Source organism: Streptomyces xingningensis (assembly GCF_054957865.1).
On record NZ_JBDJPF010000073.1, the window covers coordinates 1 to 14,288 of the forward strand.

The following is a 14,288-nucleotide window of genomic DNA, read 5'->3' on the forward strand; positions in this document are numbered from 1 at the left end:
TCATGCGCTCCCTCACCGCGTACGACCACTGAACCCCTTGGCATCAGTCATCTAGTCAGGGCAAAGGAGGGCTCGGGGCCGACAGGACCGCGATGTTGTCCCCGGACTGCCGCAGCCGTTCGAGGAGACGGGCGTTCTGGGTCTCCAGCTCGGCATTACGCAAGGCCAGGACCTGGATCTGGTCGGCGTAGGGGGCCACGGTGCCCTTGAGTTCGCGGATCTCGGCGGCGTGCTCGCTGCGAAGCTCGCGCTCCGCCTTCTTCAGCCGGGCGACTTCTGCCCGCAGCTCCTCCGGTTCTGGGCGGTGGGTCTGCGGCGCTTCCAGGATCTCCTTCACCGCCTGCGCCACCGGCGAGCGGTAGTAGGAGGCGCGGGAGACGCCAGCCTCGGTGCACACGTTCACGACCGTGATCTTGCCGTCGGTTAGTTCGGGTAGCCCGTGCATCAGCCGCTCGAACGCCTCTATCAGCGCGCGGTCGATGTCGGTGAGTCCTCTGCCGCCCGCGGAGAGCCGGTCGAAGGTGTGCCGGATGCGCAGTCGTGTCTCGTCGTTCACGCCGACCTCGCGCCTTCCTTGGTGTCGTCGGTGGTGATGCTCTGGATGAGCTCGTCAAGTTCGGCGGCGTGGTCGGTCAGGGCAATCACCTGCAGCCGGGGCAGGGCCTCGCGTTCCTTCTTGGGCAGGTCGAGCACCGTCAGTGCCTGGTCCCGTGCGGTGGTGAGCCGGGGCAAGTGCACTGCCGACCGGCGGGCGTTGGGGCAGTTCAGACACATGTTGTGCAGCGGTACCGGGCGGCCGAGCGCCTTAGCTCGCTTGCGGCAGACCGCGGTGGCGGCCTGGTAGAAGCAGTCGTTGAGTACCCCGGGGGTGCAGCGTCTTGGTCAGGTGCCGCAGCATCGTCCGCAGCCGCGCAGGGGACGCGACGACACCGAGCAGGTCGCCGAGTTCGCGGCGGATTCGCTCGAACTCGGCCGAGATACGCTCGGCGGCCCCGCCGGAGGAGGCGCCACCGTTGTTCCAGTCGCGGTAGATATCCTCCAGGTAGTCCAGTCGCGCGACCGCGTCGTTGGCCGCTACTTCCTCGGCGAAGCCGGACTCCGATGTACCCGCATATCCCTCGAACATGACTATTCGGGCATGTTGGTACTGCCGTGCGCCGGCGACGTGCGGCCTGCGACAGACGCGGAGAAACTGAGCGCCAAGGTCAGGGCAGTCACCTCGGGGAATGAGCGGGGCAAATGACAGTGCACACCGTGATCCGATACGCGGACTGGATGATCGGCCCGGAGACCGCTCCAGAGGCTCCGGCGATCGTCCACGAAATGCAGTGCACGGCATGCGGTGCATCGTCCGAGGCGAGTGAGGACTTCGAGGCAGTGCGTACCTGGGCGTTCAAACACGTCAGCCGCAACCCGTCGCACGCGGGCTACCGTGAGGTCATCCACCGGTTCTGGCGCGCCACCCTGGTGAGGTGACCGGAGCCCGGTAGACGCCTGCCCCGGCCGCTTCCTGACAGGTGAGGACGGTTGGCGGCCGGGGCGGGTTCCCCGGGGAAAAGGACTGGGGAAACAAGAGCCCATCGGCGAGAATCCCCACCGTGATCCCGAAGCCTCCGGCCGCCGTGCTCGTCAATGAGCTGCTTGCCGCACTCGACCCGATGTCCTACCCGCAGCGCATGCGCCGGCTGGCGCTGTGGGCCAGGGAGCTCCGCGGCAGCGGCGAACTGGGCGCCGCGCTGGACGAGTTGGCGCGACGCGGCAGATATGAGCGGGGGCTGGCGGCGATGGCCGCTCGGGCCGGTGGGGAGAGTGGCCGGCTGCGGGAGTGGCTGGCGGATCCGGATTCGTTTGTCCGGGGGCAGGCACTGGCCGTCGTCCGGCAGGGGCTCATACCGGACGCGGCCGTGGCGGCCGCGCTGGAGGACGCCCCCGTGGTCGTGCGGCGTGGCCTGATCCGGGCCCTGGTCGAGGGCCGGCGTACGGCGCTCGCCGAGGGGCTGATCCGGACCGTCCGGGAGCGCTGGGGCGATAGGGAGGCGGCCCGGCTGTTGTCCGCCTGCGGGCCGGAGACGGTCGCCGAGCTGCTGCCGCAGCTCTTCCACGCCGTCGGCAACTGGTCCGGGCTCGCCGCCCGTCACTCCGGCGCGATCCTCGACGAGGCGGAGCGCCGGCTGGCCGCGGAGCCCGAGGGGCTGCGCCGCGGATGGTGGCAGGCGTACGCGGAGAGCGTGGCCGCCACCATCGGGTATGAGCCGTCGCGGGTGCTGGACCTGCTGGAACGGTGGTGCCCGGGGGCCCTGCCCTGGCAGGTTCACCGCCGACTCGGCCGGCTCACCGCCGCGGACCCCGGACGCACCGCGCGGCTGCTGCTCGCGCCCGGGCGCCAACCTGCTGTCCTGCATGGTCTGCCCCGGCCGGTGCTACGCACCCTGGAGCGCCAACAGCCCGCTGAATTCGCCGAGTTGGCCCGGAGGATGAGCGGCGACGAGACCGCGCTGGCGCGGCTGCTGCGCGAAGTGCCGCCGTCCCGGCGGGCCGCCTGCTTCGACGCGGCGATGGCCGGGCGGGGCACCGGCCACGCCGTACTGGCGGACAGCCTCCTCGAGGTGCTGCCGCGCAACCGGCGCGAGGCCGAGGCGCGGCGGATGGCCCGCCAGGCCCGCGAGCGCGGGGCCCCGCGGCACACGGTCCTGGCGGCCGTCGCGTATCTGCCGGTGGCCGAGGCGCGGCCCGAGCTGCTGGCCGAGATCCGCCGCCCGGCGGCCACGGACCGCGCGTACGGCTACCGGCTGCTGTTCCGCAACGCCGCCAACTCGGGCGACCCGGCCGTCGTCACCGAACTGCTGGCGGGCCTGAAGCGGCTGCGCAATGAGCAGGATCCGGTGCGCTCCCCGGCGCTGGCCGCGCTCGCCCGCGTCCACCCGGCACTGTTCACGGACGAGGCCGCGCCGCATCTGGAGCGCATCACGGTCGATGCGGTCGAGGCGCGCGACACCTCCGGAGAGTGCTACCGGGCCCTCAACGACCTGGCCGCGGCAGTGCTTCGGGAGCATGCGGGCTCCGGCGCCCGGGCGCTGACCGGCTGGGCGCTGCGCACCCTCGACCGGATCTCCGGCACCGGGCGGCTGCGACTCGGCGCCCTGCGGCGCGGACAGGAGCACGAGGTCTTCGAGGCGCTGCGCCCGTCACTCGAAGCCGGTGCCCGCAAGGCCGACTTCCGGTCGACCCTCGCCCTGGCCGATGAACTGGGCGAGCGCGCCCGCGCCCTGCCCGGGCTGCAGGACCTGCTGCGCCGGGCGATCCGGCACGGCGGCGACAGCTTCGGCCGGCAGGCCGCCCCGCTCTGGCTGGACGATCCGCGGACCCGGGACGAGCGGCTGGCCGAACTCCTCGCCCTGGACGTCTCGTTCGCCACGGTGCCCGGGGTGGCCGGGCTGCTGGCCCGCCACCGTACCGATCTGCTGGATGCGGTGCTGGGCGACACCCCTCCCTATGGACGGCTGCTGACGGCGGGCAGCCACTGGCTGCCGCCCGTGCTCCCGGCCGCGAGCCGTTGGCTGCCCCGCCAACAGGCCGCCGCCGCAAGACTGCTGGACCGGGCCGCGGCCGATGCCGCACTCCCCGCGCATCAGCGCGCCGACGCGATCCGCCGTGCCGCGTGGATTCCGGAGTACGGCACCGAGCTCCTGCTGCGGTACGCGGATTCCGCGGAGGTGCCCTTGGCCGAGGCCGCCCTTGCCGCGCTCGCGCGGACGGAGCGCCCGGGGGAGCACCTGCCCGTACTCCTCGCCCACGCCGGAGGGGACCGGGCCCGGGTTGCGGTCTATGCGGCGGCCCGGGCGGGCCGCCATGTCGCGCCCGCCCAACTCGCCGAGGCGCTGCGCAGGTTGCTGCTCGCGGACAGCGGGGTGAAGGTGACCGGCCGCAAGGAGGCCGTGCGGCTCGCGGCCACGTTGCTGCCGGTGCGCGAGGCGGCGGGCCTGCTCGCCGAGGTCTGCGCGCGGCCGGACCAGCACCACGATGTGCAGGCCGCCTGTGTGGCGTTCAGCACCGGGCTGCCGGCCTGCGAGGAGGCCTGGACGGTGCTGGAATCCGCCGCCGCCGGGCGGCGTGAACTGCGCATGGCCGTACTCCGGACCCGGCCGCTCGACCTGCCGGAGCGGCACCGGCCGCGCTATGCCGGGCTGATACGAGCCCTCTGTGACACCGACGACCCCGAGGTCGCCGCCGGTGGATACGCGGCACTCGGCCAGTGGGCGCGCTGGTCGACGGCCGGTGGCGGAATGCTGGCGGCTGCCGTCACCGACCTGGAGAACCGGTCGGGCTGGCGAGCCGCGGCCAATGGACTGTGTGCCGTCGTGCTGTCCGGAACGTCGGATGCCACCCCGCTCACCGGTGCCCTGGCGGCACTGATCGCCGCCGACGCCCGCCCCGGCACACCCGATGCGGAGCCGGCCCGCGACCGGCCCGCCCGTCAGCGCATCCGGCACCTGGCCGTCGACCTGTCCAGGAAGGGCCGGGCGGGCTCCCGCACCGCCCGCCGGGTGGCGCGGGAGGCGGCCGAACTCCTCGGCGGCCACGCAGACTTCGTCACCGAGGCGGCCGAGATCCTGGTCCAGACCGTCGACCTGGACGCCGCCGCGGCCACCCTGACGGCCGAGCTGACGCACCTGGCCCTGCTGCACGAGGGCAGGCCCGCGCTCGCGGTCCGGACGGCCGGAGCACTGGACGGGCGGCTGCGGTTGCGACGCGTCGGCGACACGGCGTGGGGGCCCGCGGCCCGGTCCCTGGCCGAGGACGGTGGCCATGCCACCGGGCTGTTCGCGGCCGTGCTCACCGCCACCGGCGGCCGCCGCACCGACTGGGCCGCGCCCTGGCGCGAGCAGCTGCGAGCGCTGCGCCGTCATCCGTGTCCGGATGTGCGGGACGCGGCGCTGGCGCTGCGCACCGCGGAGGAGTGATCGTCACGGGGGGGGAGGAGCCGGACTCGCGCAATTCGGTACCCGGGGGTAACAACCTCTAGCGGCAAGCCCATCGGCCTGCTTATGGTGCCGATATGCCGCACCTTCCCGATGTCGTGTTGTGGTCAGTCCCCGCCTTTGTCCTGCTCACCGCGCTGGAGGTGGTGAGTTACCGGCTGCACCCCGATGACGAGGCCGAGGGGTATGCGGTCAAGGACGCGGCGACCAGCGTCGGCATGGGGCTGGGCAGCCTGGTCTTCGATGCGCTGTGGAAGATTCCGATCGTCGCGGTTTACACGGCGGTCTATGAACTGACGCCGCTGCGTGTGCCGGTGCTGTGGTGGACGCTGCCGCTGATGCTGCTGGCGCAGGACTTCTTCTACTACTGGTCGCACCGTGGGCACCATGTCAGCAGAATTCTGTGGGCGTGCCATGTGGTGCACCATTCCAGCCGGAAGTTCAACTTCACCACCGCGCTGCGTCAGCCCTGGACGACCTGGACCGTCTGGCCGTTCTATGTGCCGATGATCGCGCTCGGGGTGCATCCGGCGGCGGTGGCGTTCTGTTCCGGGGCGAATCTGGTCTACCAGTTCTGGGTGCACACCGAGCGGGTGGGGAAGCTGCCCAGGCCCTTTGAGTATGTGCTGAACACTCCCTCGCATCACCGGGTGCACCATGCCTCCCAAGGCGGTTATCTGGACCGGAACTTCGGCGGAATCCTGATCGTCTGGGACCGGATGTTCGGGTCCTTTGTGCCGGAGGGGGAGCGTCCGGTGTTCGGGCTGACCAAGAACATCCAGACGTACAACCCCTTGCGGGTGGCCACCCATGAGTACGCGGCCATCGCCCGGGACATCAGGGCGGCACGCAGCTGGGGGGAGCGGGCGGGCCGGGTCTTCCGGGGGCCGGGCTGGCAACCCCGGCGGGCGGAGCGGCGGTTGGGCGAGCCGGTGCCGGAGCGGGTCGGATGAGGGGCGTGCGCGGGCGGCTGACCGCCTTCGCCGCGGCGGGGGGTGCGCATCTCGGGGCGTTGCTGTCGGGCCAGGCGTCCGTGGAGCGGGTCACCAAGCCGGTGTTGATGCCGCTGCTCGCGGAGTATGTGCTGCACCGCGGCGGACCCCGGCTGCTGGCGCTCGCGCTGCTGTTCGGCTGCGCGGGGGACGCTCTGCTGCAGCTGGGCGGGGATGCCGCGTTTCTGGCGGGGATGGGGGCGTTCGCGGCCGGGCACGGGTGTTACCTCGCGCTGTTCGCCCGGCACGGTGCGCCGGGCGGGGCCCGTACCCGCCGCCTGGCGGCCGCCTATGGCGCGGCCTGGCTCGGCACGGTGGCGCTGCTGTGGCCGGGGCTGGCGGCGGAGTTGCGGGTGCCGGTGGCGCTCTACGGCCTGTTGCTCACCGCGATGGCGCTGGGCGCGTCCCGGGCCGGGTCGTGGGCGGCGGCGGGGGGTGCGCTGTTCGCGCTGTCGGACACGCTGATCGCGGGCGGGCTCGCGGGGTGGCCACAGGCGCCGGTGCCCCAGTTCTGGATCATGCTCAGCTATCTGGGGGCGCAATGGCTGCTGGCGGAGGGGGTGTTGAGGCAGCAGGCGGTGGCGCGGACGGAAGGGGCCGGGCGGCTGCCCGGCCCCTCGGTGTGCGCCGGTCCGTGACGGCGGTGCGTCAGTCCGTGACGGCGGCCAGGGCGTCGACGATGCCATAGCCGTAGTGGCTGTTGATGTTCTTGGTGCCGGTGCAGGTCGCGTCGGCGGGAGCGGTCGGGCAGCCCGGGTTCTTCGCCTGGGCCTTGAGGATCCACTGGATTTCCTGCGCGTTGGACTTGGGGTGGGTGCTCTTCAGCAGCGCCACCACGCCTGCCACATGCGGGGAGGCCATGGACGTGCCCTGGAGGTAGCCGTAGTCGCCGCCGGGCAGGGTGGACAGGATGCGGCCGTCCTTGGCGGGGGCGTCCGGCACCTGGAGGTTGTCGCCGCCGGGAGCTGCCACATCGATGTGGCCCCGGCCGTAGTTGGAGTAGTACGACTTCAGCGACTTGACGCCGGTCGCGGAGACGGTGACCACACCGGGCAGCTGGGCCGGGACGTCCAGGCATCTCGACGGGTCGATCTTCCGGGGCCCGGGCTTGGTGTCATTGGGGCTGGAGTTGTCCGCGATCTCCTTGGCCGCCAGGTCGAAGTTGGAGTTGCCCGCGGAGGCGACATTCACGGTGCCCTTGCCCTGGGCGTACTTGGCGGCCCGGCCGACCGACTCGGCTATCGCCTTCTGGTCCGGGTCGTCGCCGCAGTTGAACATCCACGGGTCGACGTAGTAGCTGTTGTTGGTCACCGCGATGTTGTGCTCGGCGGCGAAGACGAACGCGCAGACCACGCTCTCCGCGTAGAAGAAGCTGCCCTTGGCCGTGCTGACCTTGATGGCGGAGACCTTCACGCCCGGCGCGACACCGGCGATGCCGATGCCATTGCGGGCGGCGGCTATGGTGCCCGCCACATGCGTGCCGTGGTAGTCCTCATCGGGGTTGAACGGCCGCCAGGAGCCGAAGCGGGTGTCGGCCTTGCCGGAGACACAACTCGCCGACTGCGCCCGGGAGAAGTTCGGGGCCAGGTCCGGATGGGTGTCGTCCACGCCGGTGTCGATGACCCCGACGGTGACCTTCCTGCTGCCCGGGTTGATCTTCGCGGCCTGGTCCGCCTTGATGGCGGCGAGATCCCACTGCAGGCTCTCCAGGGGCTCCTTGCCGGGCTTCGCGGCCTTGGCCGCGGCCAGCGCCCGGGCCTTGGAAAGCCTGAGCTTCTCGGGCTTGCCGACATCGGTGGTGGCCGCCGAGGTGATCGGCGCGGTGCGGGTGGCGCCCGCCGACTGCACACCCGGCAGGGTGCGCAGGCTCTTGCCGAAGTCGGGGTTCTTGGAGTGCGCGACGACGACGCCTATCTGCGGGTAGGCCGTGACGACGCTGCCGCCGTACTCGCCGACGGCCTTCTTCACCCGGGTGAGCGTGGCGCGGTCGGTGCCCGTGTTGACGACGTACGACAGCAGCGGGCCGTCCGTCCTGACGTGGGCCTTCGCCGGGTGCGCGGCCTGCGGCGCGGCAGCGGCGGCACCGGGCAGGAGGCCGAGCGAGGCGGTGAGCGCCAGGCCGACGGGCGCCGCGAGCAGCGCGTGCCGGCGTCTGGGACGCAGCTGAGCCATGGATTCTCCACATCATCGGAAACGCCGCCCGGGCATATGCCATGCCTGGGCGGGTGCATGACGAGTGAAGCTAGCGCCGATCGTGGCAGGCGAGCAATGAAATCCCCAAGAAAGCCTTGAGAACTGGTCACTTCGCCAGGTGTCGCCCTCCATCGTGACACTTCGTCTCAGGGTGTGCCCGATCGACATACTTGACGGATCGTCAGGAGTCGCGCAGGGTGTCGATGCTCAACGGGGGAAACGGCACCCTCGGCCCGTACCAGCGACCCGCGGTAGGGATCGCGGCGGGCCGGTCCGAATGCACGGCCGGTATCGGAGTCGTCAACCTGACGATGCCGAACGGACGTCGGCCGGGGGGCTGTGGCGGCAGCGGCGGCTCGGTGCTCACACCAGGTCAACGAGGCCATGCATGGGCGGTATTGCCCCGCATGGCCCACGCTGCGACATTCGGCGACCACTCCTCTGTCGCATACTGCGGTGTCGCTCTACGATGCGTGACCCTCGACTCGCACTCCGTGTCAGTCATTCAGTGAAATCAGCGCCGCACGCGTCAGTCATTTCGTCAGGAGAAGACGTGGACTCAGAAGAGGCCGTGGAGAGGACCCCCACGACCCCCCAAGGGCAGGAACAGGCCGGCCACCCCACCATTCCGGCACAGCCCGACCGCTTCACCGAAGTGCAGGCGAGCACCGAGTTCGGCGAACTGCGCCGGGCCCACCGCTCCTTCGCCTTCCCGCTCACCCTCGCGTTCATCGCCTGGTACCTGCTGTATGTGCTGCTGTCCAACTACGCGGGCGGCCTCATGGACACCACGGTGCTGGGCCACATCAATGTGGCCTTGGTCTTCGGGCTGGCCCAGTTCCTCACCACCTTCCTGATCGCCTGGTGGTACTCCCGGCACGCCGCGGCGAGGATCGACCCCAAGGCCGAGGCGATCAAGGCCCGGATGGAGGCGGCGGAATGACTGTGGCAATGAACTGGGCGCCGACCGCCGCCCACCCGCTCGCCGCGGGCGGTGCCGGCGAGCACCGCACCCTGATCATCACGCTGTTCTCGGTCTTCGTCGCCATCACGCTCGGCATCACCGTCTGGGCGGGACGGCAGACCAAGGACGCCACCGACTTCTATGCGGGCGGCCGTTCCTTCACAGGTTTCCAGAACGGCCTCGCCATCTCCGGCGACTACATGTCCGCCGCGTCCTTCCTCGGCATCGCGGGGGCCATCGCACTCTTCGGCTACGACGGCTTCCTCTACTCCATCGGCTTCCTCGTCGCCTGGCTGGTCGCGCTGCTGCTGGTCGCCGAACCGCTGCGCAACTCCGGCCGCTTCACCATGGCCGATGTGCTCGCCCACCGCCTCAAGCAGCGGCCGGTGCGCACCGCCGCCGGGGTCTCCACCATCGTCGTCTCGATCTTCTACCTGCTGGCCCAGATGGTCGGCGCGGGGGCGCTGGTCGCGCTGCTGCTCGGGGCGAGCGGCGAGGGGGCGCGGCGCTGGATCATCGTCCTGGTCGGTCTGGTCATGGTGCTGTATGTGACGATCGGCGGGATGAAGGGCACCACCTGGGTGCAGATCGTCAAGGCGGTGCTGCTGATCGCGGGCACGCTGCTGATCACCATCCTGGTGCTCAACAAGTTCGACTGGAACCTGTCGACGCTGCTCGGCCACGCCGCCGACAAGAGCGGCAAGGGCAAGGCGTTCCTCGAGCCCGGCCTGCAGTACGGCAAGGACGGCACCTCCAAGCTCAACTTCGTCTCGCTGGGCCTGGCGCTGGTCCTCGGCACCGCCGGACTGCCGCACATCCTGATCCGCTTCTACACGGTGCCCACCGCCAAGGCCGCCCGGAAGTCGGTGAACTGGGCCATCGGCATCATCGGCGCCTTCTACCTGATGACCATCGCGCTCGGCTTCGGCGCGGCGGCCCTGGTCGGCTCCGAGGCGATCATCAAGTCCAATGAGTCGGGCAACACCGCGGCCCCGCTGCTGGCCGAGGAGGTCGGCGGCGGCGCGGGCTCCACGGGCGGTGCGATCCTGCTCGCGGTCATCTCCGCCGTCGCCTTCGCCACCATCCTCGCCGTGGTCGCCGGCCTCACCCTGGCCTCGTCCGCGTCCTTCGCCCACGACCTGTGGGCCAATGTGATCCGCAAGGGGAAGACCGGCGAGAAGGAGGAGATCCTCACCGCGAAGTTCGCCGCCATCGCCATCGGCGGGATCTCCATCGCCCTGGGCATCTTCGCCCACCGGCTGAACGCGGCCGCCCTGGTGGCACTCGCCTTCGCGGTCGCCGCCTCCGCCAATCTCCCCACCATCCTCTACAGCCTCTTCTGGAAGCGCTTCACCACCCAGGGCGCCCTGTGGTCGATCTACGGCGGACTGGCCTCCTCCGTGACGCTGGTGATCTTCTCCCCGGTGGTCTCCGGCAATGAGAAGGCGCTCTTCCCCGGCATGAGCTTCGACTGGTTCCCGCTCGGCAACCCGGGCCTGGTCTCCATCCCGCTCGGGTTCCTGCTCGGCTGGGTGGCCTCGCTGCTCACCAGCCGGTCCGTGGAGCCCAAGAAGTACGCCGAGCTCGAGGTGCGATCCCTGACCGGCTACGGCGCGCACTGAGCCGCCCGGGATGCCCCCGGAACCTCAACAAGATGTTGAGGTTCTGGGGGCATCGCGTAACCTGCGGAACTACTGAACATTCCAGTCCGCGGGAGGGGCCGCACCGTGCTCATGGACACCTATGGTCGGGTGGCCACCGATCTCCGCGTCTCACTGACCGACCGCTGCAACCTCCGCTGCACCTACTGCATGCCCGAAGAGGGCCTGCGGTGGCTCGCCAAGCCCGAGTTGCTCACCGACGACGAGATCGTCCGCCTGGTCCGCATCGCGGTCACCGAACTCGGCGTCACCGAGGTCCGGTTCACCGGCGGCGAGCCCCTGCTGCGGCCCGGGCTGGTCTCCATCGTGGAGCGGTGCGCCGCTCTCACCCCGCGGCCCCGGCTCTCGCTGACCACCAATGGCATCGGCCTGGCCCGCACCGCGCGGGCGCTGGGGGAGGCGGGCCTGGACCGGGTGAACGTCTCGCTGGACACCCTGCGCCCCGCCGTCTTCGCGGAGCTGACCCGGCGCAAGCGCCACCAGGACGTACTGGACGGGCTGGCCGCCGCCCGTGCCGCGGGGCTCGCCCCGGTGAAGGTCAACGCCGTGCTGATGCGCGGGCACAACGAGGACGAGGCGCCCGAACTCCTCGCCTGGGCCGTGGCGAACGGCTATGAACTGCGCTTCATCGAGCAGATGCCGCTCGATGCCCAGCACGGCTGGAAGCGCGAGGGCATGATCACCGCCGAGGAGATCCTGGCGAGCCTGCGCACCCGCTTCACCCTCACCGCCGAGGGCGAGGACGGGCGCGGCTCCGCCCCCGCCGAGCGCTGGACCGTCGACGGAGGCCCCGCCCGGGTCGGCGTCATAGCCTCCGTCACCCGCCCGTTCTGCGGGAGTTGTGACCGTACCCGGCTGACGGCCGACGGACAGGTGCGCAGCTGTCTGTTCGCGACCGAGGAGACCGATCTGCGCGGGGCGCTGCGGTCCGGGGGGACGGACGGAGAGGTCGCCCGGCTGTGGGAGCGGGCGATGCGGGGCAAGCGGGCCGGGTCGGGGATCGACGATCCGGCGTTCCTGCAGCCGAGCCGGCCGATGTCGGCGATCGGGGGGTAGCCGGACCGGGGGCGTCCGGTCAGGAGCCCGCGGTCTTCTCCCACTCCGCCAGGGTGACCACGTCCTTCAAGAACCCCCGCAGACCAAGGAAGTTGGCGAGGTGCTCGCGATGCTCATCGCAGGCGAGCCAGGTCTTGCGGCGCTCGGGGGTGTGCAGCTTGGGGTTGTTCCACGCCAACACCCATACCGCCGCGGCATGGCAGCCCTTGGCGGAGCAGATCACGGTGGTTTCGGGGGAGTTCACCCTGAGACTCTACGGGCACGACGACGCCGGGCAGCCACGGGGGGAGCCGCCCGGCGTCGGTCAGTCGCTCCGACGGGGGATGCGGAGCGCCTACGAAGTATGTCACGGAGAGCCCTGCGAAGGGCACCGAAAGACATGATTGATTTGAGGTTTTCTTGAGCTTGTCAGATCGCCACCCAAAACCGAAAAGTCAGTTCCGGTCCGGCTGTTGGCCGTCACGGCCGCTCCCCGGCGTGGAGTCCGGCATTCCGGCGGGGCCGGAGGTAAGGGCCGGCCTGGTCGGCGCGGGGACGAAGGTGCCGGGCAGGGAAGGGGCGTTCTCCCGGCCCGCGTTGGCGATCACCACGGCCACATACGGCAGCAGCGCACCGAGCACCAGCGTGCCCAGCGCGATATAGCGCTCGACGTTCCACAGCACCACGGTGAGGATCACGGAGAGCGTCCGGATGCCCATGGAGATCACATAGCGCCGCTGCCGGCCGCGCACGTCATCCGCCAGCCCCTGCCGGGCGCCGGTGATCCGGAAGACCTCCATACCGCCTTGCTTCCGCACGCCGTCCACCACCCGATTGGCTCGCCGACGCTCCTCGCACCGGGTTGTACTCAACGTTACGCCGCGACCCGGCCGGGCACGAGACCGGGGCTCCAGCGTGCCGTCCGCCGGGCCCGCCCCGGCCGCCGTGGGCCGTTACAGGCCGCGCACCTCGGCGATCCTGCGCCCGGCCTTGAGGTAGACGCCACCACCGGCGACCGCCCCGGCCTTGGCCAGCGCCTCCCCGACCACCTCGGCCAGCGGCCGGATGGCCTCCGCCTCGGCGAGCACCACCGACTCCTGGCCGTCACCGGTCTCGATCACCAGCCGCAGCCCGTTCTGCTTGGCGACCCGGCGGGCGGCCGAGGCGCTCGGCTGGAAGCCCAGGACCCTGCTCAGCACGGCCGTGACCGGCTCACCGCCGTGCTCGGCCGCGTCCACCACCGGCAGTGCCCCGACCTCGGTGAAGCTCTTCCGGGAGAACTGCGCGACAAAGCCCGCGCGCGCCGTCATCGCGGCCCGCACGTCGTACAGCGCGGCCACCACCTCGCCGGCCAGGACCTTCTTCAGGTCCATGGGGTGCAGCGACTTGTCCGCCACCCGGGAGAGCACCAGAGCGATCTCCTCGTCCGTCCACTCGCTCCAGGCCTTGAGGTACGGCTCCATCAGCCGGTCCGGGACCGACATGATCTTGCCGAAGACATCGTCGGCGGGCGCGCCGAGCCCCACGTAGTTGTTCTTCGACTTGGACATCTTGGCGCCGGTGCCGTCCGTGCCCTCGATCAGCGGCATGGTGACCACCAGCTGCGGCCGCTGCCCGCGCAGCTCCATCAGCTTGCGGCCCATCTGCAGGTTGAGCAGCTGGTCGGCGCCGCCCAGCTCCACATCGCAGTCCAGTGCCACCGAATCCAGGCCCTGGGCGATCGGGTACAGCAGCTCCGACATCGTCAGGCCGGAACCCGAGGCGAGGCGGTTGCGGAAGTCCTCGCGCTGCAACAGCTGGGAGACGGGCACCTGGGTGAGCAGGGCCAGCAGCTCCGGGAAGGTGTAGGGCGCCAGCCACTCGCTGTTCTGCCGGAAGCGGACCTGCTCGAAGTCGAAGAAGGGCCGCACCTGCTCCCGGTAGCCCGAGAGATTCCGGGCGATGTCGTCGTCGGTGAGCGGCGGGCGCTCGGCCGTACGGCCCGTCGGGTCGCCGATCTTGGCGGTGAAGTCGCCGATCAGCAGCGTGACCTCGTGCCCCATCCGCTGGAAGCGGTTGAGGATGATCATCGGCACGGTGTGGCCGAGATGGACATCGGTCCCCGTGGGGTCGATGCCCAGCTTGATGTGCAGGCCCTTGCCCGCGGCCCGCTGCTCCTCGATCCGCTCGGCCAGCCTGTCCTCGCCGGGCAGCACCTCGACCGCGCGGCCCGCGATCAGGGCGGCCTGCTCCTTGGCCGGCAGATCCGTCAGGTCCAGATAGCGCCGCGCCTTGGTCTCGGTGAGCAGCCGCTCCACGGTGGAGTCGGTGGAGAGATCCTGTGCGAGGAGCTCGCTGGCGCGGGCGACGGATTCGCCGAGGCGTGTCATGGCGTTCCTGAGGAGTCGGAAGAGGTGGGACAGGCTGGACGCGCCCAGTCTATTCGGCGTTGCTCGCCCCACCCTCCCGGCCCGGCCTGTCCCAC

14 protein-coding genes are annotated in these 14,288 nt (G+C 70.9%); 7 read left to right on the forward strand and 7 right to left on the reverse strand.

Annotated elements, in window-relative coordinates:
- Positions 1–55: 55 nt before the first annotated feature.
- From ABCR83_RS28205 to ABCR83_RS28215, 3 genes are read right to left on the reverse strand one after another with little or no spacing between them, the layout of a single operon-like run.
- Positions 56–556: a hypothetical protein gene (locus ABCR83_RS28205; protein ID WP_462698041.1), complete on the reverse strand. Its 501-nt coding sequence runs from the start codon at positions 554–556 to the stop codon at positions 56–58.
- Positions 553–774, reverse strand: a complete 222-nt coding sequence (locus tag ABCR83_RS28210) for a hypothetical protein (RefSeq protein WP_462698042.1) — start codon at positions 772–774, stop codon at positions 553–555. The genes ABCR83_RS28205 and ABCR83_RS28210 overlap by 4 nt, the downstream gene beginning before the upstream one ends.
- 31 nt (positions 775–805) lie before the next feature.
- Positions 806–1,126, reverse strand: a complete 321-nt coding sequence (locus ABCR83_RS28215) for a hypothetical protein (protein WP_462698043.1) — start codon at positions 1,124–1,126, stop codon at positions 806–808.
- Positions 1,127–1,239: 113 nt separating this feature from the next.
- Here ABCR83_RS28215 and ABCR83_RS28220 point away from each other — a divergent pair, with 113 nt between their 5' ends.
- The 4 genes from ABCR83_RS28220 (at position 1,240) to ABCR83_RS28235 (ending at position 6,609) form a co-directional block, all read left to right on the forward strand.
- Positions 1,240–1,476 (forward strand): DUF7848 domain-containing protein, encoded by a 237-nt coding sequence (locus tag ABCR83_RS28220; RefSeq protein WP_462698044.1) that lies wholly within the window; start codon positions 1,240–1,242, stop codon positions 1,474–1,476.
- A 122-nt stretch (positions 1,477–1,598) separates the two neighbouring features.
- Positions 1,599–4,961, forward strand: coding sequence for a hypothetical protein (locus ABCR83_RS28225; protein ID WP_462698045.1), 3,363 nt, complete (start codon positions 1,599–1,601; stop codon positions 4,959–4,961).
- A 95-nt stretch (positions 4,962–5,056) separates the two neighbouring features.
- Complete coding sequence (locus ABCR83_RS28230; protein ID WP_462698046.1) at positions 5,057–5,932, forward strand: sterol desaturase family protein; 876 nt, start codon at positions 5,057–5,059, stop codon at positions 5,930–5,932.
- Complete coding sequence (locus ABCR83_RS28235; protein ID WP_462698047.1) at positions 5,929–6,609, forward strand: lysoplasmalogenase; 681 nt, start codon at positions 5,929–5,931, stop codon at positions 6,607–6,609. Before ABCR83_RS28230 ends, ABCR83_RS28235 begins: the two co-directional genes overlap by 4 nt.
- Before the next feature lie 10 nt (positions 6,610–6,619).
- On the opposite strand, the gene ABCR83_RS28240 is transcribed toward ABCR83_RS28235, so the two are convergent.
- Positions 6,620–8,143 carry a S8 family peptidase gene (locus ABCR83_RS28240; RefSeq protein ID WP_462698048.1) on the reverse strand — a complete coding sequence of 508 codons (1,524 nt, stop codon included), beginning with the start codon at positions 8,141–8,143 and terminating at the stop codon, positions 6,620–6,622.
- A gap of 646 nt (positions 8,144–8,789) precedes the next feature.
- On the opposite strand from ABCR83_RS28240, the gene ABCR83_RS28245 reads away from it, so the two are divergent.
- From ABCR83_RS28245 to moaA, 3 genes are all read left to right on the forward strand, one after another.
- A complete protein-coding gene (locus tag ABCR83_RS28245; protein WP_462698066.1) occupies positions 8,790–9,107 on the forward strand; it encodes a DUF485 domain-containing protein in 318 nt (105 codons plus the stop codon).
- Positions 9,104–10,750, forward strand: coding sequence for a solute symporter family protein (locus tag ABCR83_RS28250; protein WP_462698049.1), 1,647 nt, complete (start codon positions 9,104–9,106; stop codon positions 10,748–10,750). Before ABCR83_RS28245 ends, ABCR83_RS28250 begins: the two co-directional genes overlap by 4 nt.
- 105 nt (positions 10,751–10,855) lie before the next feature.
- Positions 10,856–11,845: a GTP 3',8-cyclase MoaA gene (moaA, locus tag ABCR83_RS28255; protein ID WP_462698050.1), complete on the forward strand. Its 990-nt coding sequence runs from the start codon at positions 10,856–10,858 to the stop codon at positions 11,843–11,845.
- A 19-nt stretch (positions 11,846–11,864) separates the two neighbouring features.
- On the opposite strand, the gene ABCR83_RS28260 is transcribed toward moaA, so the two are convergent.
- From ABCR83_RS28260 to tyrS, 3 genes are all read right to left on the reverse strand, one after another.
- A complete protein-coding gene (locus ABCR83_RS28260) occupies positions 11,865–12,089 on the reverse strand; it encodes a hypothetical protein (RefSeq protein WP_462698051.1) in 225 nt (74 codons plus the stop codon).
- A 190-nt stretch (positions 12,090–12,279) separates the two neighbouring features.
- Positions 12,280–12,624, reverse strand: coding sequence for a DUF3099 domain-containing protein (locus ABCR83_RS28265; protein ID WP_462698067.1), 345 nt, complete (start codon positions 12,622–12,624; stop codon positions 12,280–12,282).
- 153 nt (positions 12,625–12,777) lie between these two features.
- On the reverse strand, positions 12,778–14,193 hold the full coding sequence (tyrS, locus tag ABCR83_RS28270; protein WP_462698052.1) for a tyrosine--tRNA ligase: 1,416 nt from the start codon (positions 14,191–14,193) through the stop codon (positions 12,778–12,780).
- Between the last annotated feature and the right edge of the window lie 95 nt (positions 14,194–14,288).

What these genes read in the sequence shown, in the direction of transcription:
- ABCR83_RS28265 (WP_462698067.1), bottom strand. Translation starts at nt 12,624, where the DNA reads ATGGAGGTCTTCCGGATCACCGGCGCCCGGCAGGGGCTGGCGGATGAC.
- ABCR83_RS28230 (WP_462698046.1), top strand. Translation starts at nt 5,057, where the DNA reads ATGCCGCACCTTCCCGATGTCGTGTTGTGGTCAGTCCCCGCCTTTGTC.
- tyrS (WP_462698052.1), bottom strand. Translation starts at nt 14,193, where the DNA reads ATGACACGCCTCGGCGAATCCGTCGCCCGCGCCAGCGAGCTCCTCGCA.
- ABCR83_RS28215 (WP_462698043.1), bottom strand. Translation starts at nt 1,126, where the DNA reads ATGTTCGAGGGATATGCGGGTACATCGGAGTCCGGCTTCGCCGAGGAA.
- ABCR83_RS28220 (WP_462698044.1), top strand. Translation starts at nt 1,240, where the DNA reads ATGACAGTGCACACCGTGATCCGATACGCGGACTGGATGATCGGCCCG.
- ABCR83_RS28235 (WP_462698047.1), top strand. Translation starts at nt 5,929, where the DNA reads ATGAGGGGCGTGCGCGGGCGGCTGACCGCCTTCGCCGCGGCGGGGGGT.
- ABCR83_RS28240 (WP_462698048.1), bottom strand. Translation starts at nt 8,143, where the DNA reads ATGGCTCAGCTGCGTCCCAGACGCCGGCACGCGCTGCTCGCGGCGCCC.
- ABCR83_RS28210 (WP_462698042.1), bottom strand. Translation starts at nt 774, where the DNA reads ATGTGTCTGAACTGCCCCAACGCCCGCCGGTCGGCAGTGCACTTGCCC.
- ABCR83_RS28250 (WP_462698049.1), top strand. Translation starts at nt 9,104, where the DNA reads ATGACTGTGGCAATGAACTGGGCGCCGACCGCCGCCCACCCGCTCGCC.